24 protein-coding genes, 1 other RNA gene and 1 pseudogene are annotated in these 26,972 nt (G+C 56.0%); 7 read left to right on the forward strand and 19 right to left on the reverse strand.

What is annotated here, in order from left to right:
• Window positions 1–20: 20 nt before the first annotated feature.
• The 6 genes from gcvH to GXP72_RS18805 form a co-directional block, all read right to left on the reverse strand.
• Complete coding sequence (gene gcvH, locus GXP72_RS18780; RefSeq protein ID WP_008499718.1) at window positions 21–410, reverse strand: glycine cleavage system protein GcvH; 390 nt, start codon at window positions 408–410, stop codon at window positions 21–23.
• Window positions 411–433: 23 nt separating this feature from the next.
• The gene (gene gcvT, locus GXP72_RS18785) at window positions 434–1,528 is read right to left on the reverse strand and encodes a glycine cleavage system aminomethyltransferase GcvT (protein ID WP_024906575.1); all 1,095 of its coding nucleotides are present in this window, start codon (window positions 1,526–1,528) and stop codon (window positions 434–436) included.
• A 397-nt stretch (window positions 1,529–1,925) separates the two neighbouring features.
• On the reverse strand, window positions 1,926–3,128 hold the full coding sequence (gene ubiI, locus GXP72_RS18790; protein ID WP_024906574.1) for an FAD-dependent 2-octaprenylphenol hydroxylase: 1,203 nt from the start codon (window positions 3,126–3,128) through the stop codon (window positions 1,926–1,928).
• Between the two features lie 12 nt (window positions 3,129–3,140).
• Window positions 3,141–4,319 carry a 2-octaprenyl-6-methoxyphenyl hydroxylase gene (gene ubiH, locus GXP72_RS18795; RefSeq protein WP_090418590.1) on the reverse strand — a complete coding sequence of 393 codons (1,179 nt, stop codon included), beginning with the start codon at window positions 4,317–4,319 and terminating at the stop codon, window positions 3,141–3,143.
• The gene (gene pepP, locus GXP72_RS18800; RefSeq protein WP_090418935.1) at window positions 4,316–5,629 is read right to left on the reverse strand and encodes a Xaa-Pro aminopeptidase; all 1,314 of its coding nucleotides are present in this window, start codon (window positions 5,627–5,629) and stop codon (window positions 4,316–4,318) included. Before pepP ends, ubiH begins: the two co-directional genes overlap by 4 nt.
• A 31-nt stretch (window positions 5,630–5,660) precedes the next feature.
• Window positions 5,661–6,239: a YecA family protein gene (locus GXP72_RS18805; RefSeq protein WP_024906571.1), complete on the reverse strand. Its 579-nt coding sequence runs from the start codon at window positions 6,237–6,239 to the stop codon at window positions 5,661–5,663.
• A 168-nt stretch (window positions 6,240–6,407) separates the two neighbouring features.
• On the opposite strand from GXP72_RS18805, the gene zapA reads away from it, so the two are divergent.
• From zapA to GXP72_RS18820, 3 genes are all read left to right on the forward strand, one after another.
• On the forward strand, window positions 6,408–6,737 hold the full coding sequence (gene zapA, locus GXP72_RS18810) for a cell division protein ZapA (RefSeq protein WP_006811891.1): 330 nt from the start codon (window positions 6,408–6,410) through the stop codon (window positions 6,735–6,737).
• 41 nt (window positions 6,738–6,778) lie between these two features.
• Window positions 6,779–6,962: non-coding RNA, 6S RNA (gene ssrS / locus GXP72_RS18815), on the forward strand.
• A 24-nt stretch (window positions 6,963–6,986) separates the two neighbouring features.
• Window positions 6,987–7,583, forward strand: a complete 597-nt coding sequence (locus GXP72_RS18820; RefSeq protein WP_090418593.1) for a 5-formyltetrahydrofolate cyclo-ligase — start codon at window positions 6,987–6,989, stop codon at window positions 7,581–7,583.
• A 103-nt stretch (window positions 7,584–7,686) separates the two neighbouring features.
• On the opposite strand, the gene serA is transcribed toward GXP72_RS18820, so the two are convergent.
• Complete coding sequence (gene serA / locus GXP72_RS18825) at window positions 7,687–8,919, reverse strand: phosphoglycerate dehydrogenase (RefSeq protein WP_024906569.1); 1,233 nt, start codon at window positions 8,917–8,919, stop codon at window positions 7,687–7,689.
• A 266-nt stretch (window positions 8,920–9,185) separates the two neighbouring features.
• Entirely contained in the window at window positions 9,186–9,845 is a 660-nt protein-coding gene (gene rpiA, locus GXP72_RS18830) for a ribose-5-phosphate isomerase RpiA (RefSeq protein ID WP_014885151.1), read from the reverse strand.
• 127 nt (window positions 9,846–9,972) lie between these two features.
• Here rpiA and argP point away from each other — a divergent pair, with 127 nt between their 5' ends.
• Window positions 9,973–10,866, forward strand: coding sequence for a DNA-binding transcriptional regulator ArgP (argP, locus tag GXP72_RS18835; protein ID WP_008499727.1), 894 nt, complete (start codon window positions 9,973–9,975; stop codon window positions 10,864–10,866).
• Window positions 10,867–10,908: 42 nt separating this feature from the next.
• Here argP and GXP72_RS18840 read toward each other — a convergent pair whose 3' ends face one another.
• From GXP72_RS18840 to tkt, 7 genes are all read right to left on the reverse strand, one after another.
• Window positions 10,909–11,640: an oxidative stress defense protein gene (locus tag GXP72_RS18840; protein ID WP_090418596.1), complete on the reverse strand. Its 732-nt coding sequence runs from the start codon at window positions 11,638–11,640 to the stop codon at window positions 10,909–10,911.
• 91 nt (window positions 11,641–11,731) lie between these two features.
• Window positions 11,732–12,367 (reverse strand): arginine exporter ArgO, encoded by a 636-nt coding sequence (argO, locus tag GXP72_RS18845; protein ID WP_021242063.1) that lies wholly within the window; start codon window positions 12,365–12,367, stop codon window positions 11,732–11,734.
• A 145-nt stretch (window positions 12,368–12,512) separates the two neighbouring features.
• Window positions 12,513–13,367 carry a small-conductance mechanosensitive channel MscS gene (gene mscS, locus GXP72_RS18850; RefSeq protein ID WP_024906566.1) on the reverse strand — a complete coding sequence of 285 codons (855 nt, stop codon included), beginning with the start codon at window positions 13,365–13,367 and terminating at the stop codon, window positions 12,513–12,515.
• 186 nt (window positions 13,368–13,553) lie between these two features.
• The gene (gene fbaA / locus GXP72_RS18855) at window positions 13,554–14,633 is read right to left on the reverse strand and encodes a class II fructose-bisphosphate aldolase (protein WP_008499731.1); all 1,080 of its coding nucleotides are present in this window, start codon (window positions 14,631–14,633) and stop codon (window positions 13,554–13,556) included.
• 92 nt (window positions 14,634–14,725) lie between these two features.
• The gene (gene pgk, locus GXP72_RS18860) at window positions 14,726–15,889 is read right to left on the reverse strand and encodes a phosphoglycerate kinase (protein WP_024906565.1); all 1,164 of its coding nucleotides are present in this window, start codon (window positions 15,887–15,889) and stop codon (window positions 14,726–14,728) included.
• Between the two features lie 49 nt (window positions 15,890–15,938).
• On the reverse strand, window positions 15,939–16,958 hold the full coding sequence (gene epd, locus GXP72_RS18865; RefSeq protein WP_023333324.1) for an erythrose-4-phosphate dehydrogenase: 1,020 nt from the start codon (window positions 16,956–16,958) through the stop codon (window positions 15,939–15,941).
• 341 nt (window positions 16,959–17,299) lie between these two features.
• Window positions 17,300–19,291 carry a transketolase gene (tkt, locus tag GXP72_RS18870; RefSeq protein ID WP_032650139.1) on the reverse strand — a complete coding sequence of 664 codons (1,992 nt, stop codon included), beginning with the start codon at window positions 19,289–19,291 and terminating at the stop codon, window positions 17,300–17,302.
• Between the two features lie 272 nt (window positions 19,292–19,563).
• On the opposite strand from tkt, the gene GXP72_RS18875 reads away from it, so the two are divergent.
• Together GXP72_RS18875 and GXP72_RS18880 are read left to right on the forward strand one after the other, a co-directional pair.
• Window positions 19,564–20,322, forward strand: a complete 759-nt coding sequence (locus GXP72_RS18875) for a M48 family metallopeptidase (protein WP_021242066.1) — start codon at window positions 19,564–19,566, stop codon at window positions 20,320–20,322.
• 210 nt (window positions 20,323–20,532) lie between these two features.
• Window positions 20,533–21,801, forward strand: a complete 1,269-nt coding sequence (locus GXP72_RS18880; protein ID WP_148769683.1) for an OprD family outer membrane porin — start codon at window positions 20,533–20,535, stop codon at window positions 21,799–21,801.
• 51 nt (window positions 21,802–21,852) lie between these two features.
• On the opposite strand, the gene speB is transcribed toward GXP72_RS18880, so the two are convergent.
• The 4 genes and pseudogenes from speB to GXP72_RS22795 form a co-directional block, all read right to left on the reverse strand.
• Complete coding sequence (gene speB / locus GXP72_RS18885) at window positions 21,853–22,773, reverse strand: agmatinase (RefSeq protein WP_008499737.1); 921 nt, start codon at window positions 22,771–22,773, stop codon at window positions 21,853–21,855.
• A gap of 210 nt (window positions 22,774–22,983) precedes the next feature.
• Window positions 22,984–24,960, reverse strand: a complete 1,977-nt coding sequence (gene speA / locus GXP72_RS18890) for a biosynthetic arginine decarboxylase (protein WP_024906561.1) — start codon at window positions 24,958–24,960, stop codon at window positions 22,984–22,986.
• Between the two features lie 8 nt (window positions 24,961–24,968).
• Complete coding sequence (yqgB, locus tag GXP72_RS18895) at window positions 24,969–25,100, reverse strand: acid stress response protein YqgB (RefSeq protein WP_127312443.1); 132 nt, start codon at window positions 25,098–25,100, stop codon at window positions 24,969–24,971.
• A gap of 94 nt (window positions 25,101–25,194) precedes the next feature.
• Window positions 25,195–25,284, reverse strand: a pseudogene (locus tag GXP72_RS22795) (hypothetical protein); the annotation flags it as partial.
• A 479-nt stretch (window positions 25,285–25,763) separates the two neighbouring features.
• Here GXP72_RS22795 and metK point away from each other — a divergent pair.
• Window positions 25,764–26,918 carry a methionine adenosyltransferase gene (gene metK, locus GXP72_RS18910; RefSeq protein ID WP_010435443.1) on the forward strand — a complete coding sequence of 385 codons (1,155 nt, stop codon included), beginning with the start codon at window positions 25,764–25,766 and terminating at the stop codon, window positions 26,916–26,918.
• Window positions 26,919–26,972: the final 54 nt, after the last annotated feature.

A 26,972-nucleotide genomic window follows, 5' to 3' on the forward strand; every position in this document is an offset into this window, starting at 1 on the left:
AAGGGGAGAGGGTTAATGACTTACTCGTCTTCTAACAGTGCTTCGTACGCGGTCGCATCCAGCAGAGCGGCAACCTGGGATTCGTCGCTGGCTTTGATCTTGAAGATCCAGCCGCCTTCATAAGGCTCGCTGTTCACCAGCTCTGGCGAATCGCTCAGCGCGTCGTTGACGGCAACGATTTCGCCGCTCACAGGGGCGTAGATGTCAGAGGCCGCTTTTACGGACTCCGCCACGGCGCAGTCGTCGCCCGCGCTAACGGTCGTGCCCACGTCAGGCAGGTCAACAAACACCATGTCGCCCAGCAGCTCTTGCGCGTGCTCGGTGATCCCTACGGTGTAAGTGCCGTCCGCCTCTTTGCGCAGCCACTCGTGTTCTTTGCTGTATTTCAGTTCTGCTGGCACATTGCTCATTGAAGTTCTCCTGATAAAAATGATTAGGCGACCGGCTTACCGGCGCGAACAAAAATCGGTTTGGTTACGTTGACCGGCATTTCACGGTTGCGGATTTGCACCACCGCCGTTTCGCCAATTCCCGCCGGCACGCGTGCCAGTGCAATACTGTAGCCCAGCGTCGGTGAGAAGGTTCCGCTGGTGATCACGCCTTCACGAGGATTGCCGTCAGCATCGGTAAAGCGCACCGGCAGTTCGCCGCGCAGCACGCCCTTCTCGGTCATCACCAGGCCCACCAGCTGTTCGGTGCCCTTCTCGCGCTGCATCTCCAGCGCTTCACGACCAATAAAGTCACGGTCAGCCGGTTCCCATGCGATGGTCCAGCCCATGTTGGCGGCGAGCGGAGAAACACCTTCATCCATCTCCTGACCGTAGAGGTTCATCCCCGCTTCCAGACGCAGCGTATCGCGCGCGCCCAGACCCGCAGGCTTCACGCCCGCTTCCACCAGCGCACGCCAGAAATCAGCGGCCTTCTCGTTTGGCATCGCAATTTCGTAGCCCGCTTCACCGGTGTAGCCGGTGGTGGCGATAAACAGATCGCCCGCCTGCACGCCGAAGAACGGCTTCATGCCAGCGGTGGCGTTGCGCTGCTCGTCGTTAAACAGAGAGGCGGCTTTCGCCTGCGCGTTCGGCCCCTGCACGGCGATCAGCGACAGATCGTCACGGACGGTGATGTCGATGGCATAAGGTTCGGCGTGTTGGGTGATCCAGGAGAGGTCTTTTTCGCGGGTGGCGGAGTTTACAACGAGGCGGAAGAAATCTTCAGTGAAGTAATAGACGATAAGGTCATCAATCACGCCGCCCGAGGCATTCAGCATGCCGGTATAGAGCGCTTTACCCGGCGTCTTCAGTTTGGCGACGTCGTTTGCCAGCAGATAACGCAAAAACTCCCGGGTGCGGCTACCGTGCAGATCGACAATCGTCATGTGGGACACGTCGAACATACCGGCATCGGTGCGCACCGCGTGGTGCTCATCAATCTGCGAGCCGTAGTGCAGCGGCATCATCCAGCCATGGAAGTCCACCATGCGGGCGCCGCATAACACGTGTTGTTCGTACAAAGGAGTCTGTTGAGCCATCTTGTCCTCGTTGAAAAATTCACCGTGAAACCCGGTATCGGCACCGCGTTCGGGCACCGACGCAAACGTTCTCTTTTACCTGAACTTACCACCGAAACCGGCGGTTAACCATAAGGCAAAATGGGTCATCACATTAGCTTATGACCAAAAAACGCTAAAAAGCCTACAGAGTTATTCACTGGAAAAATGCGATTAACCCCGCACAAAATTAACAATGATCTAACAGGATTTAGCACATGGTGATATTTCGTGCGGAAAATCGGGCCGAATTTCCGTAACGAGAAAAACGCGACATTAGATTATCTAATGCGAAAAATGACGTGAAATTAGAATATTTCAAACGAGGGAATTTCCCCGGCGCAGAGGCCGGGAAAAGAAAGTGTGACAGGGGTCTAAATTAACGTAGCCAGTCCGGCAGGTCGTTAAGACCCATCGCCTGACGGAGGAGTTGGGGTTTAACGCCCGGAAGGGTGTCAGCAAGCTTGAGTCCGATGTCGCGCAGCAGTTTTTTCGCCGGATTCGCCCCAGCAAACAGCTCGCGGAAGCCCTGCATGCCCGCCAGCATCATCGCCGCACTGTGCTTGCGGCTGCGCTCGTAGCGGCGCAGATAGAGATGCTGCCCGATGTCCTTCCCTTCGCGATGCAGGCGACGCAGCTCCTCGACCAGCTCCGCCGCGTCCATAAAGCCAAGGTTAACGCCCTGCCCGGCCAGCGGATGAATGGTATGCGCCGCATCCCCCACCAGCGCCAGACGGTGCGCGGCAAACTGACGCGCGTAGCGGCCGGTTAACGGGAACACCTGACGCTCGCTTTCAAGCGTGCACAGGCCAAGGCGGTTATCAAAGGCCACGCACAGCGCCTGGTTAAAGGCGTCCGGCGTTGCCTCCTGCATCTGCTGGGCTTTCTCCGGCACCAGGGACCAGACAATCGAGCACAGGTGCGGATCGGCAAGCGGCAGGAACGCCAGTATGCCGTCGTTGTGGAAAATCTGGCGCGCCACGCCGCCGTGCGGCTCTTCGGTGCGGATCGTTGCCACCAGCGCGTGATGACGATAGTCCCAGAAGGTCAGCGGGATATCGGCTTTATTACGCAGCCAGGAGTTGGCACCGTCAGCACCGACCACCAGACGCGCGGTCAGCATGTCGCCGCTCTGCAGGGTGATAAACGCCTCGTTTTCGCCCCACGCCACCTGCTGGATCTGCGCAGGCGCAATCAGGGTCACGTCGCTGCACTGCTGTGCTTTCTGCCACAGCGCGTGGTGGATCACCGCGTTTTCAACAATGTGACCCAGATGGCTATAGCCCATGCTTTCATCATCAAAAGCAATATGACCAAAGCTGTCTTTATCCCACACTTCCATGCCGTGATAGCAGCTGGCGCGCTGCGCCACAATATCTGACCAGACGCCAAGGTGCGTCAGCAATTTCTCGCTGGCGGCATTGATCGCCGAGACGCGGAGTTCCGGCGGGGCATCCGGGGCAACGGGCTGAGGCTGCTTTTGCTCCAGCACCGCCACGCGCAGGCCGCTGCCCTGTAAACCACAGGCCAATGCCAGTCCGACCATACCGCCGCCAACGATGGCGACATCAACATTTTGCACGGTGATAACTCCTTAACGCGCGACCCAACCCAGGGTCCGCTGCGCCAGCACGTCACGTGCCGGAATGAATAGTTCCATCGCCATAAGCCCGAGGTTGCGGCCCACAACCAGCGGTGCCCAGCGATTGGCAAAAAGATGGACCAGACCATCGGTCACACCGATGGTGGCCTCTTTATCCGCCTTGCGGCGCTTCTGGTAATGGCTAAGCACTGAATACGCCCCACAGTCTTTTTGCTCACCCCATGCCTGCGCCAGTGATTCGGCCAGGCTCATGACGTCGCGTAAGCCCAGGTTAAAGCCTTGCCCCGCGATGGGATGCAGCGTCTGCGCGGCGTTACCGACAAGCGCCAGACGATGAGAGATGGACTGAGACGCCGTAGTCAGCGCAAGCGGATAGACCGCCCGCTGGCCGGCATGGGTGATACGCCCCAGCCGCCAGCCAAAGGCTTTTTGCAGCTCGGTACAAAAACGTTCGTCTGACCAGGCCTTCACCTCTTCAGCCTTATCCTGCGAATGACACCACACCAGGGAACAGCGCCCGTCCGACATCGGCAGCATCGCCAGCGGACCATGCTGCGTAAAGCGCTCAAACGCCCTGCCGTCGTGGTCAGCTGCGGTAGCGACGTTCGCAATGACCGCCACCTGGCCGTAAGGCTGCTGGCGCCACTTCACGCCACACTGGGCGCCGAGCGACGAGCGCGAACCGTCCGCGGCGACCAGAAGCTGGCCTTCAAGGACGGTGCCGTTTTCCAGCGTCACGCTAACCGACGCCTCACTACGGCTCACGCTGGCCACACGCGCCGGACAATGCAGCGTAACGCCCGGCGCGTCCTGAAGCAGGCGGAACAGACGCAATCCGACGTCATGCAGCTCAACAACCTGCCCAAGAGCATCAATACGATAATCCTGCGCGTCCAGGGTGACAAAGCCAGCATGGCCGCGATCGCTGACGTGAACGGTTTTAATTGCCGTGGCGCAGTCGGCAATGGCCTGCCAGATGCCAATGCGGGAAAGCTGCTGGCAGGTGCCCTGCGCGAGCGCAATGGCGCGGGCATCAAAACCGGGGTGGTTGGACGCCTCTGGCGCAACGGCTTCCACCAGGTGCACCGCAAGCTGGCCTTTCGTCAAATGTGAAATGGCCAGCGCCAGCGTGGCCCCGGTCATGCCGCCGCCAACGATAATCACGCTCATGCGCGTGCCGCTGCCATCAGCGCCTCAATATCGTCAGCGTTTTTCACGACACTCGCGGTCAGATTTTCGTTACCGGTTTCGGTAATCACGATGTCGTCTTCAATACGAATGCCAATCCCGCGGTACTCTTCAGGCACGTCGGCATCCGGCGCGATATACAGACCCGGCTCCACGGTTAACACCATGCCCGGCTCCAGCACGCGCGAACGGTCGGTGCCGTATGCGCCAACGTCATGCACGTCCAGCCCCAGCCAGTGGCTTAGGCCGTGCATGAAATACGGTCGATGCGCATTTTCAGCAATCAGGGTGTCGACATCCCCTTTCAGGATCCCGAGCCTGACCAGACCGGTAATCATGATGCGCACCACTTCACCGGTCACTTCCTGCATGGAGGTTCCGGGACGATACAGCCTGAGCGCCGTCTCAAGGGATTCGAGAACGATGTCGTAAATCGCGCGCTGTGCCGGCGAGAATTTACCGTTCACCGGGAAGGTTCGGGTGATATCCCCCGCGTAGCCCTGATATTCGCAACCGGCGTCAATCAGCACCAGATCGCCGTCGCGCAGCGCGCTTTCGTTTTCGGTGTAGTGCAGAATGCAGCCGTTTTCCCCGCCGCCAACGATGGTGTTGTAGGAAGGATAACGTGCGCCGTGACGGTTAAATTCGTGGTGAATTTCGCCTTCCAGCTGGTATTCGAACATCCCGGGACGGCATTTCTCCATCGCGCGGGTGTGCGCCAGCGCGCTGATTTCGCCCGCACGACGCATCAAATTCAGCTCTTCTTCAGACTTGAACAGGCGCATCTCATGCACCACCGGACGCCAGTCCGTCAGCGTGGCCGGTGCGGACAGGTTCTGCCGCGAGCCTTTGCGCAGCTTATCCAGCGCGGTGAAGACAATCTCATCGGCGTACGCATATTCGCCCTGCGCGTGATAGAGCACGTCGAGGCCGTTAAGCAACTGATAGAGCTGCTGGTTGATTTCGCTAAACGCCAGCGCGCGGTCAACGCCCAGCTTTTCCGGTGCGGCCTCTTGCCCTAAGCGGCGGCCAAACCAGATTTCGGCCGTCAGATCGCGCACGCGGTTGAAAATCACGCTGTGGTTGTGGGTGTCATTGCTCTTAATCAGCACCAGTACCGCTTCCGGCTCGTTAAAGCCGGTGAAGTACCAGAAATCGCTGCTCTGGCGATAGGGATATTCGCTGTCGGCGCTGCGCGTCACTTCGGGCGCAGCAAAAATCAGCGCGGCGCTGCCCGGCTGCATTGTTGCCAGCAGCGCCTGACGGCGGCGCGAATACTCTTGACTTGAGATAACCATGACACCCTCCTGTGCGTTATTTTTCTTAATGTAAGGTTGGCTTGCGGACTTCCGGCGCGGTCGGCTGTGAGCGCGTGAAGTTGTCGTGGCACAGCAGTGCCGCCACGCGCACGTACTCGATGATCTCTTCAAGCGACATTTCCAGCTCTTCCTGGTCTTCGTCTTCATCGTAGCCAAGCTGGGCGATGTTACGCAGGTCGTCGATCGCTTCACCCGCTTCGCCGGTGACTTTATCCAGTTTAGGCTGCGTCACGCCCAGCCCCAGCAGATAGTGGTTTACCCAGCCGGCCAGCGCATCGGCGCGATCGAACACGCTGACGTCATCGCCTTCAGGCAGATAAAGCTGAAAAAGGAAGCCATCGTCTTCCAGCGAATCACTGATGGCGGCATGCATTTTACGCAGCGCTTCCGCCAGCTCGTGACCAAACGCCAGCCCTTCATTCGTGAGGTCGTGGATCAGCGGCTGCCATGAGCTGTCGCTGTTTCCGCCGCACAGCATGCCACTGATCAGACCGTGCATTTCGGCAGGGGTTAAACCGACTCCCTGCTGGTTCAGTAACTGGTTTAAATCCTTGTAACCAGGCATTTCGTTCTGTATAGACATGAGCATTCGTCGTCAAAGGGGGGAAGTTTCATGATATGCTACCACTTTGGACCCTGGTGATACCAGAAAAGGGCTTGTATCTTCACATCAGGGTAGCTATAGTGTCGCCCCTTCGCAGCCCCCGGGGCAGTAAGCGAAGGCAGCGCAGTCAATCAGCAGGAAGGTGGCATGTCTGCACAACCCGTCGATCTCCAGATTTTTGGCCGTTCACTGCGAGTGAATTGTCCGCCTGAACAAAGGGATGCTTTGAATCAGGCAGCGGACGATTTGAATCAGCGGTTGCAAGATCTAAAAGAACGCACTAGAGTCACAAATACTGAGCAGCTGGTTTTCATCGCCGCGTTGAACATCAGCTATGAACTGACTCAGGAAAAAGCGAAGACCCGCGACTACGCGGCAAGCATGGAGCAGCGCATTAAAATGCTCCAGCAGACCATAGAACAGGCATTGCTTGATCAAGGTCGCAATCCCGAAAGACCGGGACCAAAGTTTGAATAACACTTCTCAGTTGACTATGGTAGAGTAACTGTGAAGACAAAATTTCTCTGAGATGTTCGCAAGCGGGCCAGTCCCCTGAGCCGATATTTCATACCACAAGAATGTGGCGCTCCATGGTTGGTGAGCATGCTCGGTCCGTCCGAGAAGCCTTAAAACTATGACGACACATTCACCTTGAACCAAGGGTTCAAGGGTTACAGCCTGCGGCGGCATCTCGGAGATTCCCTCTCTTTTCTTCTACCGACTACCATGACTCAATTCCCTGAAGTTTCGGCTTCACGCCAGGACATTCGTCAGCTCATTCGTCAGCGCCGCCGTGCGTTAACCGCCGTTCAGCAAGCGCATTTTGCCCAGCAGGCCGCCGCCCGTATGATGGCGTATCCCCCTGTCGTAATGGCGCACACCGTTGCGCTGTTTCTGTCATTTGACGGAGAGCTGGATACCCAGCCGCTGATAGAACAGCTCTGGCGCGCCGGGAAGAAGGTGTATCTGCCGGTGCTGCATCCGTTTAGCGACGGTAATCTGCTGTTTCTGCACTACCACCCGCACAGCGAGCTGGTGGTGAATCGCCTGAAAATCACGGAGCCGAAACTCGACGTCCGCGACGTGCTGCCGCTCTCTGAACTGGACGTGCTGATCGCGCCGCTGGTGGCGTTTGATGAACAGGGCCAGCGTTTAGGGATGGGCGGCGGTTTTTATGACAGGACGCTGCAAAACTGGCAGCAGTACGGGGTGCAGCCGGTGGGTTACGCGCATGATTGTCAGGGCGTGGAGGCGTTGCCGGTAGAGAAGTGGGATGTGCCGTTGCCGGCGGTAGTGACGCCATCGAAGTTGTGGGAGTGGTGAAACAGGCAGCCTGAGGCCCTCACCCCAGCCCTCCCCCAAAGGGAGAGGGTGAAAACATAAAAAACGGTAACTATCGTTACCGTTTTGCATTTACCTCGCACCATCAGTACAGCAGACGCGCGCGAATCGTCCCCGCAATAGACTTCATGCTCAGCAACGCTTTCTCGGCAACATCGTCATCCGCTTCGATATCAATGACCACGTAACCCATCTGCGAGTTCGTTTGCAGATACTGCGCGGCGATGTTGACGCCCTGCTCGGCAAAGATCTGGTTGATGGCGGTCAGCACGCCCGGACGGTTTTCGTGGATGTGCAGCAGACGACGGCCACCGTGCAGCGGCAGCGACACTTCCGGGAAGTTCACCGCAGAGAGCGTAGAACCGTTGTCGGAGTATTTGCTCAGTTTACCCGCTACTTCCAGACCGATATTCTCCTGCGCTTCCTGGGTAGAACCGCCAATGTGTGGCGTCAGGATCACGTTGTCGAACTCGCACAGCGGAGAGGTAAACGGATCGCTGTTGGTGGCAGGCTCCGTCGGGAACACGTCGATGGCCGCGCCCGCCAGGTGCTTACGCTTCAGCGCATCCGCCAGTGCCGGGATATCGACAACCGTGCCGCGCGCGGCGTTAATCAGCAGTGAGCCCGGCTTCATCAGCGCCAGCTCTTCCGCGCCCATCATGTTTTTGGTGGACGCATTTTCCGGCACGTGGAGGCTCACCACGTCGCTCATGTTCAGCAGATCAGAGAGGTGTTGAACCTGGGTGGCGTTACCCAGCGGCAGCTTGCTTTCGATATCGTAGAAAAACACGTGCATGCCCAGGGATTCAGCCAGAATACCGAGCTGCGTACCGATGTGGCCGTAGCCGATAATCCCCAGCTTTTTACCACGCGCTTCATAGGAGCCAGACGCCAGCTTGTTCCACACGCCGCGGTGCGCCTTGGCGTTCGCTTCAGGAATGCCGCGCAGCAGCAGCAGCAGTTCGCCAATCACCAGCTCCGCCACGGAACGGGTGTTGGAGAACGGGGCGTTGAAGACGGGAATACCGCGTCTGGCGGCAGCATTCAGGTCAACCTGGTTGGTACCGATGCAGAAGCAGCCGATAGCCACCAGCTTTTCCGCCGCAGCAATAACGTCTTCAGTCAGGTGAGTACGGGATCGCAGGCCAATGAAGTGGGCATCACGGATGGACGCTTTCAGCTCTTCGGTATCGAGCGCCCCTTTGTGAAATTCGATGTTGGTGTAACCTGCCGCACGAAGGCTATCGATTGCTTTTTGATGCACGCCCTCGACCAGCAGGAATTTAATCTTGTCTTTCTCCAGTGATACCTTTGCCATTTACCCGACCCTGTTTTTGTCTGAACTGATGTTGTGCTGGATATGAATCCGCTGTAGCCAACATATCAAAAAAAACTATTGCAGCAATATGAACGTTTGCGTCGGCACTCTGAAGAAAAGTCATACAGAGCAAAATGTCAGAGGAAAATGCTATGGAAATTTACAAACGCGGCAGGATCGGCAAAAGAGGCTCAAAAACGTGACACAAGTCACCGAATTTAGCTTTTCAAAAATTTTTTAGCGGGGGGAGGACTCCCCCCGTCAGATCATTTTACGATGGTTTTCACGCCGTCAGCGGTGCCGATCAGCGCCACATCCGCGCCACGGTTGGCGAATAGCCCTACGGTCACTACGCCTGGGATAGCGTTGATGGCATTTTCCAGCGCAATCGCGTCGAGAATTTCCAGACCGTGAACGTCGAGGATCACGTTACCGTTGTCGGTGACTACGCCCTGACGATATTCCGGACGACCGCCCAGCTTCACCAGCTGACGGGCAACCGCGCTGCGCGCCATCGGGATCACTTCGACCGGCAGCGGGAAATTGCCCAGAATGTCAACCTGCTTGGAGGCGTCTGCGATGCAGATAAACTTGTCCGCAACGGAGGCGATGATTTTTTCGCGCGTCAGCGCCGCGCCGCCGCCTTTGATCATCTGCATGTGGCCGTTGATTTCATCCGCGCCATCAACGTAAATCCCCAGACGATCCACTTCGTTGAGATCGAAAACGGTAATGCCGAGGCTTTTCAGCTTTTCCGTGGAAGCATCAGAGCTGGAAACCGCGCCCTCGATCTGCCCCTTCATCGTGCCCAGCGCATCGATAAAGTGTGCCGCGGTTGATCCCGTACCGACACCGACAATGGTACCCGGCTGTACGTACTGGAGAGCGGCCCATCCTACTGCTTTTTTCAGTTCATCCTGCGTCATGATCGTTTTGCCTGTGGTGTGAAAACTCAGGGCGCATTATAGAACACGTCGAATGGAATTCGTCTGCCACAAAGGGAAAATTGTGTCATAGTGCAGAATAAGCAAAATTAAGGAGCCAGCCAGAGCAATGAAACGTCCGGACTACAGAACACTACAGGCACTTGATGCAGTTATTCGTGAACGAGGTTTTGAGCGCGCGGCGCAAAAGCTTTGCATCACGCAGTCCGCCGTATCACAGCGTATCAAACAGCTTGAAAACATGTTCGGCCAGCCGCTGCTGGTGCGTACCGTGCCGCCACGGCCAACCGAGCAGGGACAAAAGCTCCTCGCCCTGCTGCGCCAGGTTGAACTGCTGGAAGACGAGTGGCTGGGTGACGAACAAACGGGCTCTACGCCGCTGCTGCTCTCTCTGGCGGTCAACGCCGACAGTCTGGCGACCTGGCTGCTGCCAGCCCTGGCGCCGGTATTAGCTGACTCCCCTATCCGCCTGAATTTACAGGTTGAAGATGAAACCCGTACCCAGGAGCGCCTGCGTCGCGGTGAGGTAGTTGGGGCGGTCAGTATCCAGCCTCAGGCGTTGCCGAGTTGCCTTGTCGATCAGTTAGGCGCACTGGATTACCTGTTTGTGGGTTCAAAAGCCTTTGCCGAGCGCTACTTCCCCAACGGGGTGACCCGCGCGGCGCTGCTGAAAGCCCCTGCCGTGGCGTTCGACCATCTGGATGATATGCATCAGGCGTTCCTGCAGCAAAACTTCGATCTTCCGCCGGGCAGCGTGCCTTGCCATATCGTCAACTCGTCTGAAGCCTTCGTGCAGCTTGCGCGCCAGGGCACCACCTGCTGCATGATTCCGCATCTGCAGATTGAGAAAGAGCTGAAAAGCGGTGAGCTGATTGACTTAACGCCGGGGCTGTATCAGCGTCGGATGCTCTACTGGCACCGTTTTGCGCCGGAAAGCCGGATGATGCGCAACGTCACCGACGCGCTGCTGGCGTACGGGCACAAGGTGTTGAGGCAGGATTAAAAAATAAGCCGGGTGGCGGCTACGCCTTACCCGGCCTGTTGCTTATTGTGCAGGTTTCGGCTGTGCTGCAACGGGTTCCAGCTGGAAGACCACATCCACCTGATCGTCGAACTGAATGGTTGGCTGCTCGTAAGTTTCCTGAGCGGACACCGGGGCTGCATCAGCCTTCATCATCCGTACCATCGGGCTTGGCTGGTAGTTAGAGACGTGGTAACGCACGCTGTAAACCGGGCCGAGCTTGCTCTTAAAGCCAGAAGCCAGCTGTTCCGCCTGGTGAATGGCATCATCAATCGCCGCCTTACGCGCTTCGTCTTTGTATTTCTCCGGTTGCGCAACGCCCAGCGACACGGAACGGATCTCGTTCAGGCCTGCCTTCAGCGCACCGTCCAGCAGCGAGTTAAGCTTATCCAGCTGACGCACGGTCACTTCAACGGTACGCACGGCACGGTAGCCTTTCAGGATGCTTTTGCCATTCTGGTAGTCGTAATCGGGTTGAGTACGCAGGTTCGCAGAGTTGATATCTTTTTTACCGACGCCGTTCTGCTCGAGGAAAGAGAGATATTGCGCAACACGATCGTCAGCCTGCTTCTTGGCCGTTGCCGCATCTTTCGCCGCCACATTCACCTCAATTGCCAGGGTTGCAACATCGGGTACCGCGTCCACGCTTGCGGTGCCAGAAGTGACGATGTGCGGGCCATCCGGCAGTTCACTTGCCTGCGCCGACACCGCACCAAAACTTACTAATGCCGCCAGGGCCATCACCTTAAACTTCACTGTTATTCCTCCATGTTGCGAAGAGTGCCCATTAACAGGGCGCATGCCAGCAAGCTTAGCGGGTCTTGTTCAGTTGTCCATAAGACAAGGATTAGTTGAACAATTCCTGAACGTGGTGAATCCCCTCTTTTGCCAGCTGAAAGGCAATAAACCACATCACCAGCCCCACCAGGGTATTAATGATGCGCTGGGCTTTGGCCGTACGCAGACGGGGTGCCAGCCATGCCGCCAGAATGGCGAGACCGAAGAACCAGAGGAACGAGGCGCTGACCGTACCGAGAGCAAACCAGCGTTTCGGCTCTACGTCCAGTTGACCGCCCAGGCTACCCAGCACCACAAAGGTGTCCAGATAAACATGCGGATTAAGCCAGGTGACCGCCAGCATGGTGACGATAATCTTCCAGCGGCCCTGCTTCATGACCTCCGCGCTCGCCAGCTCGAGGTTGCTGCTCATCGCCGTTTTCAGGGCACCAAAACCATACCATAGCAGAAACGCCACGCCGCCCCAGGTGACCAGCGCCAGCAGCCAGGGAGACTGCATCAGCAATGCACTGCCGCCAAAAATCCCGGCACAGATCAGCAGTAAATCGCTTACCGCGCACAGCAGGGCAATCATCAGATGATACTGGCGGCGGATGCCCTGGTTCATCACGAACGCATTTTGCGGGCCGAGCGGAAGGATCATGGCCGCGCCTAATGCAAGCCCTTGAAAATAATAAGATAGCATGACGATTTTCTCGCAGAGTTGTTCTGGAAGCCGACTATACTGCGCAAATCACATTAGAGGAAATGGATAATTTTAATTGGGGATTAGCGGGGCTTATAAAAATAAAGCCCGGTGGCGCTAGCGCTTACCGGGCCTACGGGTGACGTTATTCTGCTTCTTTAACTTTTTTGACGTTTACGTCCATCTGCGGGTACGGGAAGCTGATGCCGTTGGCGTCGAAGTCGCGCTTAATGCGTTCCAGCACGTCCCAGTACACGTTTTGCAGATCGCTGCTCTTGCTCCAGATGCGCACCACGAAGTTAATGGAGGACGCGCCCAGTTCGTTCAGGCGAACCGTCTGCTCTTTGTCTTTCAGAATGCGATCGTCTGAAGCAATGATGTTGCTAATCAGCGACTTCACCTGATCGATATCGGAATCGTACGCCACGCTGATAATCAGCTCATTACGACGCACCGGCTCACGGGAGAAGTTAATGATGTTGCCCGCGATGATTTTCCCGTTAGGTACGACCACGATGCGACCATCGACGGTACGCATGGTCGTTGAGAAAATCTGCACCTGCAGCACGGTCCCGGCAATGCCGCCAAGATCAACGTATTCGCCGGAACGGAACGGACGGAAGGTCACCAGCAGAACGCCTGCCGCCAGGTTTGAAAGTGAGCCCTGCAGCGCCAGACCAATGGCCAGACCGGCGGCACCGAGAACGGCAATAACGGAGGCGGTCTGCACGCCCACGCGGCCCAGCGCCGCAATCAGCGTAAAGGCGATAATGCCGTAGCGCACCAGTGCGGAGAGAAAGTCAGCCACCGTGGCGTCAATGTGACGGGCCAGCATTACGCGGTTAACCGCGTTAGATACGATACGCGCCACGATCATCCCGACGATGATGATGGCAATCGCCGCGACGATGTTCACGGCATAGCTCAGCAGCAGCGCCTGGTTACGCACCAGCCAGTTACCGGCGTTATTGATGCTGTCTACAACATCGAGTTGTTCCATTTATTCTTCCTTTTGTTAAACCAAAACACAAAATCCATCCCCCATGGAGACAGGCAGGTCCGTAAAGGGTAAACAAAAAGCGCAAGTATTGCCAAACAGATCACAAAAACCGGTCCGGCAGGGTATTGAAAAAGCATAAAAAAAGGCCCGCATTTGCGGGCCTTCTGATGCTGTTAGCAGCTCAAATTACAGAACGTCGATCGCGTTCAGTTCTTTGAAAGCCTGCTCCAGACGGGTCACCATGGACGTCTGGGCAGCGCGCAGCCATACGCGTGGATCGTAGTATTTCTTGTTCGGCTGGTCTTCGCCTTTCGGGTTGCCCAGCTGGCCCTGCAGGTAAGCTTCGTTCGCTTTGTAGTACTGCAGAATACCGTCCCAGGTTGCCCACTGGGTGTCGGTATCGATGTTCATTTTCACTACGCCGTAGCTTACGGAGTCTTTGATTTCCTGAGCAGAAGAACCGGAACCGCCGTGGAAGACGAAGTTCAGGCTGTTGTGCGGCAGGTTGTGTTTCTTGGAAACGTATTCCTGAGAATCACGCAGGATGGTTGGGGTCAGAACCACGTTGCCTGGTTTGTAAACGCCGTGTACGTTACCGAAGGACGCTGCAATGGTGAAGCGTGGGCTGATTTTGCTCAGCTCGGTGTAAGCGTAATCAACGTCTTCTGGCTGGGTGTACAGTGCAGAAGCGTCCATGTGGCTGTTGTCCACGCCGTCTTCTTCACCACCGGTGCAACCCAGTTCGATTTCCAGGGTCATGTCCATTTTGGCCATGCGCGCCAGGTACTTAGAGCAGATTTCGATGTTTTCGTGCAGTGACTCTTCAGACAGGTCGATCATGTGAGAAGAGAACAGTGGCTTACCGGTTGCCGCGAAGTGTTTTTCACCCGCGTCCAGCAGACCGTCGATCCACGGCAGCAGTTTCTTCGCGCAGTGGTCAGTGTGCAGGATAACTGGAACACCGTAGTGTTCAGCCATCTGGTGTACGTGGTGCGCACCAGAGATAGCGCCCAGGATTGCAGCACCCTGAGGAATATCAGTTTTCACGCCTTTACCTGCGATGAACGCAGCGCCGCCGTTAGAGAACTGAACGATAACCGGTGCTTTAACTTTAGCAGCAGTTTCCAGTACGGCGTTGATGGAGTCGGTACCCACGCAGTTAACTGCTGGCAGAGCGAAGTTGTTTTCTTTAGCTACCTGGAACACTTTCTGTACGTCATCACCAGTGATAACGCCAGGTTTTACGAAATCAAAAATTTTAGACATGTTGCTTAGTCCTGTATCTTCGGCCGTTAGAAAAGGTGCGAGCTCTTAAAAGCGCGCTGAAAATTGGGCAGGTTTCCCTGCCCTTGAATGGCTTACTTCTTAGCGCGCTCTTCGAGCATTGCTACTGCTGGCAGTACTTTGCCTTCCACGAATTCGAGGAATGCGCCGCCACCAGTGGAGATGTAGGAGATCTTGTCAGCGATACCGAACAGGTCGATTGCTGCCAGGGTGTCACCACCGCCTGCGATAGAGAACGCTTCGCTGTCTGCGATAGCGTTAGCAACGATTTCAGTCCCTTTGCGGAAGTTCGGGAATTCGAACACGCCTACCGGACCGTTCCACAGGATAGTTTTTGCGTTTTTGAGGATTTCAGCCAGTTTCTGTGCAGAAACGTCGCCCAGGTCCAGAATCTGCTCTTCATCTTTGATGTCGTTTACAGACTTCAGAGTCGCGGTTGCGGTTTCGGAGAACTCGGTCGCGACGCGAACGTCAGTTGGAACCGGGATATCGCAGGTGCTCAGCAGGCGTTTGGCTTCGTCAACCAGGTCTGCTTCGTACAGGGATTTACCCACGTTGTGGCCCTGAGCGGCAACGAAGGTGTTCGCGATACCACCGCCAACGATCAGCTGGTCAGCGATTTTAGACAGGGAATCCAGAACGGTCAGTTTGGTAGAAACTTTAGAACCACCAACGATAGCCACCATTGGACGAGCAGGTTCTTTCAGTGCTTTACCCAGCGCTTCCAGTTCGTCAGCCAGCAGAGGACCGGCACACGCTACGTCTGCGAATTTACCGATACCGTGGGTTGACGCCTGCGCGCGGTGAGCCGTACCGAAGGCATCCATTACGAATACGTCGCACAGTGCAGCGTATTTTTTGGACAGGGTTTCGTCGTCTTTCTTTTCGCCTTTATTGAAGCGGACGTTTTCCAGAACAACCAGTTCACCGGCTGCAACGTCAACACCGTCCAGGTAATCTTTCACCAGGCGAACCGGGTTGGACAGTTTGTCTTTCAGGTAATTAACCACTGGCAGCAGAGAGAACTCTTCGTTGTACTCGCCTTCAGTTGGACGACCCAGGTGGGAGGTGACCATCACTTTCGCGCCCTGCTTCAGAGCCAGTTCGATGGTTGGCAGAGATGCACGGATACGCGCGTCGCTGGTCACTTTGCCATCTTTAACCGGTACGTTCAGATCGGCACGGATGAAAACGCGTTTACCAGCCAGATCCAGATCGGTCATCTTAATTACAGACATGGTGAATCCTCTCGTTGATTCTTAAAGTTTTGCAGACGCACAATGCGTCTTACCTGAAACCTTGAGCGGCCATTGCTAACGTGGTGTCGAGCATTCGGTTAGCAAAGCCCCATTCGTTATCACACCAGACCAGCGTCTTGATAAGGTGTGCACCACTAACCCTCGTTTGCGTGCCATCAACGATGGCGCTGTGCGGGTCGTGGTTAAAATCTACTGAGACCAACGGTAATTCCGTATAGTCAACTATACCATGAAATGCCCCCTGTGCCGCTTTTTGCAGCAACAGGTTGACTTCACAGGCTTTTACCGGTTTTTTCACCGTCACGCTGAGGTCGATCGCGGTGACGTTGATCGTTGGAACACGCACGGCAATCGCTTCAAACCGGTCATTAAACTGCGGAAAAATTCGGGTGATCCCTGCCGCCAGTTTCGTATCCACCGGAATGATTGACTGGCTCGCCGCGCGAGTGCGTCGTAAATCCGGATGGTAGGCGTCGATAACCTGCTGATCGTGCATGGCGGAGTGAATCGTGGTCACGGTGCCGGATTCAATGCCATACGCATCGTCTAACAGTTTGATGACCGGAATAATGCAGTTGGTGGTACAGGAGGCGTTGGAAACAATGCGGTGTTCGGCCTGCAGCTCATGCTGGTTGACGCCAAACACGACGGTCGCGTCGAGGTCGTTACTGCCGGGATGAGAAAACAGGACTTTTTTCGCGCCGGCAGCCAGATGCGCTTCGCCATGTTCGCGGTTGCCGTAGACACCGGTACAGTCAAGCACCACATCCACACCCAGTTCACGCCAGGGTAGCCCGGAGATGCTGTTCTCATGCAGCACACGAATAGCGTCGTCACCCACAAAGAGCTGATCTCTTTCCTGGCGCACATCCCAGGCAAATCGTCCGTGGCTGGTGTCGTATTTCAACAAATGCGCCATGCCCGTAGCATCCGCCAGTTCATTGATTGCCACCACGGTTATTTCCGCCCGACGTCCGGATTCATACAAAGCACGAACCACATTACGTCCGATGCGACCGAAGCCATTAATCGCTACGCGTACGGTCATAGATCTCCTGCAAAGCAATCCCTGAGTTTGAGGTGGCTGAAAGAGTAATCCAGCTACGCCCGAAGGGGAATCCTTGCTGTCACAAACTGCGATTGATTGGTCAATTGTCGAACATTTAATCGACTGAAACGCTTCAGCAAGAATAAGCGAATCGGGGAATAAAAGGAATGTCTGTCCAGATGAATAAGCGAGCTATATGACTTGCGTCACATTTTAGGTGGAATAATTTACGGCGAGGTAAAAGCAAAACGGTAACCGAGAGGTTACCGTTTTTAGTGTTTGCACCCTCTCCCGGTGGGAGAGGGCTGGGGTGAGGGCATCAGCCCGCACCGTACAAACGATTACAGCAGTTCTTTCGCTTTCGCGACAACGTTCTCAACGGTGAAGCCGAATTCTTCGAACAGCTGCTCTGCCGGAGCAGACTCACCGAAGGTGGTCATACCGACGATAGCGCCGTTCAGGCCCACGTATTTGAACCAGTAGTCAGCGATACCCGCTTCCACTGCCACGCGAGCGGAAACCGCTTTAGGCAGAACGGATTCACGGTATGCGGCATCCTGCTTGTCGAACGCGTCGGTAGACGGCATGGAAACCACGCGCGCCTTCACGCCTTCGGCAGTCAGTTTTTCCCACGCTGCCACAGCCAGTTCAACTTCAGAACCGGTGGCGATGAAGATCAGCTCTGGCTGGCCCGCGCTATCTTTCAGCACGTAACCACCGCGAGCGATGTTCGCCAGCTGCTCAGGGGTACGCTCCTGCTGCGCCAGGTTCTGACGGGAGAGGATCAGCGCGGTTGGACCGTCCTGACGCTCAACGCCGTATTTCCACGCCACCGCGGATTCAACCTGGTCACACGGACGCCATGTGCTCATATTCGGGGTCACGCGCAGGGAAGCCACCTGCTCTACCGGCTGGTGAGTTGGACCGTCTTCGCCCAGACCGATGGAGTCGTGGGTGTAGACCATCACCTGACGCTGTTTCATCAGCGCGGCCATACGCACGGCGTTACGTGCATATTCAACGAACATCAGGAAGGTAGAGGTGTACGGCAGGAAACCACCGTGCAGGGAGATACCGTTGGCAATCGCAGTCATACCGAATTCACGTACACCGTAATGGATGTAGTTACCGGCAGTATCTTCGTTGATTGGCTTAGAACCGGACCACAGGGTCAGGTTAGATGGCGCCAGGTCAGCGGAGCCGCCGAGGAATTCAGGCAGCAGAGGACCGAACGCTTCAATCGCATTCTGAGACGCTTTACGGCTCGCGATTTTAGACGGGTTCGCCTGCAGCTTAGCGATGAACTCGTTCGCTTTCGCGTCGAAGTCAGACGGCATGTCGCCTTTCATACGACGGGTGAATTCAGCCGCTTCCTGCGGGAACGCTTTCGCGTAAGCAGCGAACTTCTCGTTCCAGGCCGCTTCTTTCGCCTGGCCTACTTCTTTTGCATCCCACTGAGCGTAGATCTCAGATGGGATTTCGAATGCAGGGTGTTTCCAGCCCAGCGCTTCGCGGGTCAGTGCGATTTCCGCGTCGCCCAGCGGCGCGCCGTGGGAGTCGTGCGTACCCGCTTTGTTCGGCGAACCGAAGCCGATGATGGTTTTGCACATCAGCAGGGACGGCTTGTCCGTCACCGCGCGCGCTTCTTCTACTGCACGTTTAATCGAGTCAGCATCGTGGCCATCAACGCCACGCACAACGTGCCAGCCGTAGGCTTCGAAACGTTTAGCGGTGTCGTCGGTGAACCAGCCTTCAACGTGACCGTCGATGGAGATACCGTTGTCGTCATAGAACGCAACCAGTTTGCCCAGCTTCAGGGTACCTGCCAGGGAGCACACTTCGTGAGAAATGCCTTCCATCATGCAGCCGTCGCCCATGAACGCGTAGGTGAAGTGGTCAACGATGTCGTGACCAGGACGGTTGAACTGCGCCGCCAGCGTCTTCTCAGCAATCGCCATACCCACAGCGTTAGCAATACCCTGACCCAGCGGGCCGGTGGTGGTTTCAACGCCAGCGGTGTAGCCCACTTCCGGGTGACCTGGAGTTTTAGAGTGCAGCTGACGGAAGTTTTTCAGCTCTTCAATTGGCAGATCGTAGCCGGTGAGGTGCAGCAGGCTATAGATCAGCATAGAGCCGTGGCCGTTAGACAGTACGAAACGGTCGCGGTCAGCCCATGACGGGTTCTGTGGGTTGTGGTTCAGGAAATCGCGCCACAGGACTTCGGCGATATCAGCCATACCCATAGGGGCCCCTGGGTGGCCGGATTTGGCTTTCTGTACTGCGTCCATGCTCAGCGCACGAATAGCATTAGCAAGCTCTTTACGTGAGGACATTTTAACTCCAGATCGGACTGTTAAAGGCCATGCCCTTGACGACAGCGCGTTTTGGGCTACGCCGGAAAAAAGTGCCAACAATGTAACCCAAGCCGCAAGTCATGTACATGGAGCATTCTTTTGCTTGTTAAGAAATCTCTGGATCATGCTCGCATGTTGCGCAATCTACTCGCCCGGCTCTGTCGATATTCCTTATACTTAGCCCGACACCGGCTTCGCTGACGGTGCACTTTTCGGATTTTATTCAGATTAACGAGTACGGAAGCAACCTCATGAAAATGCGTGCAATAGTGCTGGCCCTGGGTACAACGCTCCTGCTGAGCGGCTGTCAGAATATGGATTCTAACGGTCTGATGACGTCAGGCGCAGAGGCCTTCCAGGCCTATTCCCTGAGCGATGCGCAGGTGAAAGCGCTGAGCGACCAGGCCTGTAAAGATATGGACGGAAAAGCCACGCTTGCGCCGGCTAACAGTACCTACACGCAGCGTCTGAATAAGATTGCTTCTGCGCTGGGCGACAACATCAACGGCCAGCCGGTGAACTACAAGGTGTACATGGCGAAAGACGTGAACGCCTTCGCGATGGCGAACGGCTGCATCCGCGTCTATAGCGGGCTGATGGACATGATGACCGACAACGAAGTGGAAGCGGTCATCGGCCATGAAATGGGCCACGTTGCCCTGGGCCACGTGAAGAAAGGGATGCAGGTTGCTTTAGGCACCAACGCCATCCGCGCTGCGGCGGCCTCAGCGGGCGGTATCGTTGGCAGCCTGTCGCAGTCGCAGCTTGGCGACGTGGGTGAAAAGCTGGTTAACTCCCAGTTCTCCCAGCGCCAGGAGTCCGAAGCGGATGATTACTCTTACGATCTGTTGCGCAAACGCGGCATTAATCCATCAGGTTTAGCCACCAGCTTTGAAAAACTGGCCAAACTGGAAGCGGGACGTCAAAGCTCCATGTTTGACGATCACCCTGCCTCAGAAGAGCGCGCACAGCATATTCGCGACCGTATGGCTGCAGACGGAATTAAATAATTTTACCGGGAGGCATATTTGCCTCCCTTTTATTTCGCATGAATTGTTAACTTAACAGCACGTATCGATAACACCCCTGAAAGCCCCGCCAAATCAACGTTATCATATTGAAATGTCTGGTCACATAATTATTGCAAAGGTCACTTTTTCCGGTAATTATCACTTCCGCAGTTATTCAAATTAATATATCCAGACAGAGACGTTCCCTCCGTGAAAAAAGAATTATCATTAATTGCTTTAAGTTTATTTGCCGCATTACCTGCCGCTGCAAGCCAGCAATCCGACAGTCAGGGTTTTATTGACGACAGCCATCTGGATCTGTTTTTACGCAATGCCTATATCAGCCGCGACTACCATCAGGGCCAGCAGGACAAAGCCGAATGGGGTCAGGGGATCATCGCCACGTTTGCATCCGGCTATACCGAAGGGCTGGTGGGCTTTGGTGTGGACGGTATTGCTCAATACGGCGTGCGCCTGGACGGCGGCCGGGGCAAAAGCGGCGCAGGCGGCATCGACTTCTTTAAACAGGAAGATGATGGCCGGGCAAAATCCGATCTGGCAAAGTTTGGCGCTACCGCCAAAATGCGCATATCGAACACCGTGCTGAGCTACGGGAATCAGCGTCCTGAGCTGCCTATCATCAATGCCGACAGCTCCCGCCTGCTGTTTGAAAGCTACACCGGCGCTATGTTGACCTCAAAAGAGATCGACGGTCTGGAAATCAACGCCGGTTACTTCACCGACGAGCAGCGTAAAAGCGATGACCGCCACGACAGCGGGCTGAAGAGCCTCTCCTTCGGCGGCGCAAGCTACCAGTTCAACGACCAGTTCAGCGGCGCGCTTTACGCTTCTCATAATGAAGAGGTGATGAACAAGCAGTATCTGGGCCTGAACTTCAAACAGCCGTTCAGCACCGGGCAGCAGCTGGTGCTCGACTTCAACGGCTATAACTCCCGTCTGGACCAGGGTTACGCTGACAGCCTCGACACGGGCCGCAGCAACACCATCTGGAGCCTGGCGGCGAGCTACATCTGGGATATTCACACGTTCAAAGTGGCCTACCAGCAGAGCAGCGGCAGCACCGGCTACAACTATGGCGGCTACCGCGACCAGGGCGGCGTGGGTGATGGCGGTAACACCATCTGGCTGGCGAACTCCTACTGGTCTGATTTTAACGGCGAAGATGAACGTTCCTGGCAGGCATCCTACGGTCTGGACTTTGGCGGCCTTGGCTTACCGGGCCTGAGCTGGACCACCGCCTACGTGCGCGGCGATAACATCAAAACCGCTGAAACCAGCAACGGTAAAGAGCACGAGTGGTTTAACCAGATCCAGTACCAGGTGCAGGATGGTCCGGCAAAGGATCTGAAACTGAAACTGCGCTATTCCGTGCTGCGCGTCTCCAGCAACGCCAGCGACTATAACGTGGGCGGGGACGAGATCCGCGCTTACGTGGAATACCCGTTTAACGTGTTCTAAAGGCAATAAAAAACCTCTCCATGGAGAGGTTTTTTTCACGTCAGGCGAGGCTTATTCGCCTTTTTTGGCAGCCTGGATGTAGAGCATTTCCAGTGCCAGGGTCGCTGCGGCAAGCGCAGTGATTTCGGACTGGTCATACGCAGGTGCCACTTCCACCACGTCCATCCCGACAATGTTCAGGTCCTTCAGGCCGCGCACCAGCTTGATAGCGCGGTCTGAGGTCAGGCCGCCGATCACCGGCGTACCGGTACCCGGTGCAAATGCCGGATCCAGGCAGTCGATGTCGAAGGTCAGATACACAGGCATATCACCCACGATCTGCTTCACCTGCGCGAGGATGTCATCTACGCCGCGATCGTTAACCTGACCCGCATCCAGCACGGTGAAGCCGTTATCTTTGTCGAACTCGGTGCGAATACCGATCTGCACGGAGTGGTTCGGGTCGATCAGACCTTCGTTCGGCGCGGTGAAGAACATGGTACCGTGGTCAAACTCACAGCCGTTCGCGTAGGTGTCGGTATGCGCATCAAAGTGTACCAGCGCCATTTTACCGAAGTGCTTCGCGTGGGCGCGCAGCAGCGGCAGGGTCACGAAATGGTCGCCGCCGAAGGAGAGCATGCGCTTACCGGCAGCCAGCAGCTTCTCGGCGTGCGCCTGCAGCTTTTCGCTCATCTCACGCGCGTCACCAAAGGCATACACCAGGTCACCGCAGTCCACCACGTTCAGGCGCTCGCGCATGTCGAAGTTCCACGGGAAGCGGTTATGCTCCCAGGCCAGGTTAGTGGAAACCTGACGAATCGCCGCCGGTCCGTGACGACCACCCGCACGGCCAGATGTTGCCATATCGAACGGCACGCCAGTGATCACCCAGTCCGCGTCGCTGTCGTACGGCTGGAAGTTCATCGGAAGGCGTAAAAAACCAAACGCGTTAGATACCAGAGAGTTATCGTACTGATGACCTAAAGTGCTCATGTCCTGACCTCTTTTAAAGTCGATACATTAAAAACAGATGAAAAAAAATCCCCTCCGCGTCGTTAAACCCGACGAGGAAGGGATTGATTCGTAAATCGCTTATTGGGGCGAATTATCGCCGGTAATGCATACGGGTTCAAGTGAGTATAGGGCATTGTGCGGGCTGATGCCCTCACCCCGCCCCTCTCCCACAGGGAGAGGGAGGTTTTCCTACTCGTCTTCCAGGTAGGTGTACCCGTACAGACCCGCTTCAAACTCTTCCAGGAATTGCTGCTGCAGCGCATCGTCCAGCCCGGTGTTTTTCACCTGGTCGCGGAACTGCGTCAGCAGGGTTTTCGGATCCAGCTGAACGTATTCCAGCATGTCCGCCACGGTATCCCCTTCGTCAGACAGCTCAACTTCCACGCTGCCGTCAGGGAAGACAAACACGTCAACCGCCTCGGTATCACCGAACAGGTTGTGCATGTTGCCGAGGATCTCCTGATACGCGCCGACCATAAAGAAGCCCAGCATCGGCGGGTTCTCCGGGTCGTACTCCGGCATTGGCATCGTCGTTGCGATACCGTCGCCGTCAACGTAGTGGTCGATAGCACCGTCGGAGTCACAGGTGATGTCCAGCAGCACCGCGCGACGTTCCGGGGCGTGGTTCAGCCCTTCCAGCGGCAGAACCGGGAACAGCTGGTCGATACCCCAGGCATCCGGCATTGACTGGAACAGCGAGAAGTTGACGTAAATCTTATCCGCCATACGCTCCTGCAGCTCGTCGATAATCGGACGGTGCGCACGGTTGCTCGGGTCGAGCTGTTTCTGCACTTCATGGCACATGTTCAGATAGAGCTGCTCCGCCCACGCGCGCTCCTGCAGGCTGAAGGTGCCTGAGGAATACCCCACGTGGATGTCATGCAGGTCCATCTGGCTGTCGTGCAGCCATTCGCGCAGGGAACGACGCGTGCCCGGCTCGTGCATTTCCTGCCAGGTTTCCCACATGCTTTGCAGGGAGCGCGGGGCATCGTCTGCCGGAGGCGTCGCTTCGGTGATTTCGCTACGCTCAACGCCGATGATGTTAGAGACCAGCACCGTATGGTGCGCGGTGACCGCGCGGCCGGATTCGGTGATTACCGTCGGGTGCGGCAGGCCGTTCTCTTCACAGGCATCGCCGATCGCCCAGATGATATTGTTCGCGTATTCGTTCAGGCCGTAGTTCACGGAGCAGTCCGACTGCGAGCGGGTCCCTTCGTAGTCCACGCCCAGGCCGCCGCCCACGTCGAAGCACTGAATGTTCACGCCAAGCTTGTGCAGCTCAACGTAGAAACGCGCTGACTCACGCACGCCGGTGGCGATGTCGCGAATGTTGGCCATCTGCGAGCCGAGGTGGAAGTGCAGCAGCTGAATGCTGTCGAGACGACCGCGCTCGCGCAGGATTTCCACCAGCTGCAGCACCTGGTTCGCCGCCAGGCCGAACTTGGATTTTTCGCCGCCGGAGGACTGCCATTTACCGGAACCCTGTGACGCCAGACGCGCACGCACGCCAAGGCGCGGCACCACGTTCAGACGCTCGGCCTCTTCCAGCACAATGGCGATTTCGGTCATCTTTTCGATAACCAGATAGACCTTGTGGCCCATCTTCTCGCCAATCAGCGCCAGACGAATGTATTCACGGTCTTTATAGCCGTTACAGACGATCACCGAACGGGTCATGCCCGCATGCGCCAGAACCGCCATCAGCTCCGCTTTGGAGCCAGCTTCCAGCCCCAGCGGCTCGCCGGAGTGGATCAGGGATTCAATCACGCGGCGGTGCTGGTTCACCTTGATCGGGTAAACCAGGAAGTAGTCGCCTTTATAGCCGTAGGACTCACGCGCACGCTTGAAGGCGGCGTTAATAGAACGCAGGCGATGTTGCAGGATCTGCGGGAAGCAGAACAGTGCAGGCAAACGCTGGCCCTGAGCTTCACGGGCTTTCACCAGTTTAGCAAGGTCCACGCGCGCTTCAGGGACGTCCGGATCCGGGCAGACGCTGATGTGGCCCAGTTCGTTGACGTCGTAGTAGTTATTGCCCCACCAGGCAATATTGTAAGTGCGCAGCATCTTGCTGGCTTCCTCGGAGCTCATCGCAACCTCCTGCATAGAACGTAGTACACCCTGTTCGCCCGCTGACGAAGGCGAAAAAGAAGACATGTCGTCAGACATAGCGAACCTCAACTCTTTGTATTAAGTGTAAAACAGTTGACTACTATCGCAGCGTTATACGGCGATAACAACCCATAAACGGCTCCGTTTCCCAGCAGAGTATGCTGAAATCCAGACCGTGCGACCGGTTTCTTATTCATATCATTGTAAAACACGTATCCGAACTCTGTATGACAAGGTTCGGCGAAACCACGAGAAAACTCTTGTATTAACAAGAGCGCCCTTGTTCAGTTTTCACAAAGCGTGACCGGCCCTGGAATCCTGAGAAGCGCCGAGATGGGTATAACATCGGCAGGTTTGCAGACTAGAAATGCGGGTTGCGGGAATCAAATACGCGCCAGAACGGCTGCGCTGAATTAGCGGAAAACGATGGTTCATTATCTCGTATCACCTCCACGGCCGCCTCTGCTGAAACGGACCCCAAGCCAAAGCTAAAAGTTCACTGCTTAACCCGGCTGGAAGTGGCGACACGATGAGTTCATCGAGCGCTTATTTTATATGAGCCGCGCGCCGCGTTTTATACCGAGAAGGGGGCTAAAAAGCAAAACAAAAATGCGCGTGTTGCCGGGGCCGTCAGGAATTATTGCCAGCAGCAATTTCAACTGAGTGAGAGGTTAGTCAAAAAAAACTGGAAATCGGGCGAAGAAGTGACCTAAAATAGCCATCCAGATGTTAATCCATCTATACTGATTAACACTCATACTGCCAGTGTCAAAAACCTGCAGGCCTTGGTAGAATTATCTCCTTTGGCTATTCCACACAGCAGCTTGAGCTAACCAAATTCCTCTTAGGTGAAATAAAACATGGCAAAACACCTGTTTACGTCCGAGTCCGTATCAGAAGGACATCCTGATAAAATTGCTGACCAAATCTCCGATGCGGTGCTGGATGCGATCCTGGCGCAGGATCCAAAAGCGCGCGTAGCGTGTGAAACCTATGTCAAAACCGGCATGGTTCTGGTTGGCGGTGAGATTACCACCAGCGCATGGGTTGATATCGAAGAGATCACCCGTAACACGGTGCGTGAGATCGGCTATGTGCATTCTGATATGGGCTTTGATGCCAACTCCTGCGCGGTACTGAGCGCGATTGGCAAACAGTCTCCAGACATCAACCAGGGCGTTGACCGTGCCGATCCGCTGGAACAGGGCGCGGGCGACCAGGGTCTGATGTTCGGCTATGCAACCAACGAAACTGACGTGCTGATGCCAGCACCGGTCACCTACGCACACCGTCTGGTGCAGCGTCAGGCTGAAGTGCGTAAAAACGGCACCCTGCCGTGGCTGCGCCCGGATGCGAAAAGCCAGGTCACTTTCCAGTACGACGACGGTAAAATCGTCGGTATTGACGCGGTAGTGCTGTCTACCCAGCACTCCGAAGATATCGATCAGAAATCCCTGCAGGAAGCGGTGATGGAAGAGATCATCAAGCCGGTTCTGCCGACCGAATGGCTGAGCTCTGCAACCAAATTCTTCATCAACCCAACCGGACGCTTCGTTATCGGCGGCCCAATGGGTGACTGCGGTCTGACCGGTCGTAAAATCATCGTTGATACCTACGGCGGCATGGCGCGTCACGGTGGTGGTGCGTTCTCCGGTAAAGATCCGTCTAAAGTTGACCGTTCTGCGGCGTACGCGGCACGTTATGTGGCAAAAAACATCGTTGCCGCCGGCCTGGCTGACCGCTGTGAGATCCAGGTTTCCTACGCTATCGGCGTGGCTGAACCAACCTCCATCATGGTTGAAACCTTCGGTACCGAGAAAGTGCCTTCAGAACAGCTGACGCTGCTGGTGCGCGAGTTCTTCGACCTGCGTCCATACGGCCTGATTCAGATGCTGGATCTGCTGCACCCGATCTACAAAGAAACCGCGGCATACGGTCACTTTGGTCGTGAACATTTCCCATGGGAAAAAACCGACAAAGCCGCCCTGCTGCGTGAAGCTGCCGGTCTGAAGTAATCGACTGACATCGCTTTTAAAAGGCCAGCCTTCGGGCTGGCCTTTTTTTATGTT

Origin of the sequence: Enterobacter sp. SES19, assembly GCF_011765665.1 — a bacterium.
Lineage (GTDB): Bacteria > Pseudomonadota > Gammaproteobacteria > Enterobacterales > Enterobacteriaceae > Enterobacter > Enterobacter pseudoroggenkampii.

Coding starts and splice junctions, on each gene's coding strand:
- GXP72_RS18820 (WP_090418593.1), top strand. CDS start 6,987: ATGACTCAATTCCCTGAAGTTTCGGCTTCACGCCAGGACATTCGTCAG.
- fbaA (WP_008499731.1), bottom strand. CDS start 14,633: ATGTCTAAAATTTTTGATTTCGTAAAACCTGGCGTTATCACTGGTGAT.
- argP (WP_008499727.1), top strand. CDS start 9,973: ATGAAACGTCCGGACTACAGAACACTACAGGCACTTGATGCAGTTATT.
- zapA (WP_006811891.1), top strand. CDS start 6,408: ATGTCTGCACAACCCGTCGATCTCCAGATTTTTGGCCGTTCACTGCGA.
- rpiA (WP_014885151.1), bottom strand. CDS start 9,845: ATGACGCAGGATGAACTGAAAAAAGCAGTAGGATGGGCCGCTCTCCAG.
- ubiH (WP_090418590.1), bottom strand. CDS start 4,319: ATGAGCGTGATTATCGTTGGCGGCGGCATGACCGGGGCCACGCTGGCG.
- GXP72_RS18875 (WP_021242066.1), top strand. CDS start 19,564: ATGAAAATGCGTGCAATAGTGCTGGCCCTGGGTACAACGCTCCTGCTG.
- pgk (WP_024906565.1), bottom strand. CDS start 15,889: ATGTCTGTAATTAAGATGACCGATCTGGATCTGGCTGGTAAACGCGTT.
- tkt (WP_032650139.1), bottom strand. CDS start 19,291: ATGTCCTCACGTAAAGAGCTTGCTAATGCTATTCGTGCGCTGAGCATG.
- mscS (WP_024906566.1), bottom strand. CDS start 13,367: ATGGAACAACTCGATGTTGTAGACAGCATCAATAACGCCGGTAACTGG.
- serA (WP_024906569.1), bottom strand. CDS start 8,919: ATGGCAAAGGTATCACTGGAGAAAGACAAGATTAAATTCCTGCTGGTC.
- speB (WP_008499737.1), bottom strand. CDS start 22,773: ATGAGCACTTTAGGTCATCAGTACGATAACTCTCTGGTATCTAACGCG.
- yqgB (WP_127312443.1), bottom strand. CDS start 25,100: ATGAATAAGAAACCGGTCGCACGGTCTGGATTTCAGCATACTCTGCTG.
- GXP72_RS18805 (WP_024906571.1), bottom strand. CDS start 6,239: ATGTCTATACAGAACGAAATGCCTGGTTACAAGGATTTAAACCAGTTA.
- gcvH (WP_008499718.1), bottom strand. CDS start 410: ATGAGCAATGTGCCAGCAGAACTGAAATACAGCAAAGAACACGAGTGG.
- speA (WP_024906561.1), bottom strand. CDS start 24,960: ATGTCTGACGACATGTCTTCTTTTTCGCCTTCGTCAGCGGGCGAACAG.
- gcvT (WP_024906575.1), bottom strand. CDS start 1,528: ATGGCTCAACAGACTCCTTTGTACGAACAACACGTGTTATGCGGCGCC.
- epd (WP_023333324.1), bottom strand. CDS start 16,958: ATGACCGTACGCGTAGCGATTAATGGCTTCGGTCGCATCGGACGTAAT.
- argO (WP_021242063.1), bottom strand. CDS start 12,367: ATGCTATCTTATTATTTTCAAGGGCTTGCATTAGGCGCGGCCATGATC.
- metK (WP_010435443.1), top strand. CDS start 25,764: ATGGCAAAACACCTGTTTACGTCCGAGTCCGTATCAGAAGGACATCCT.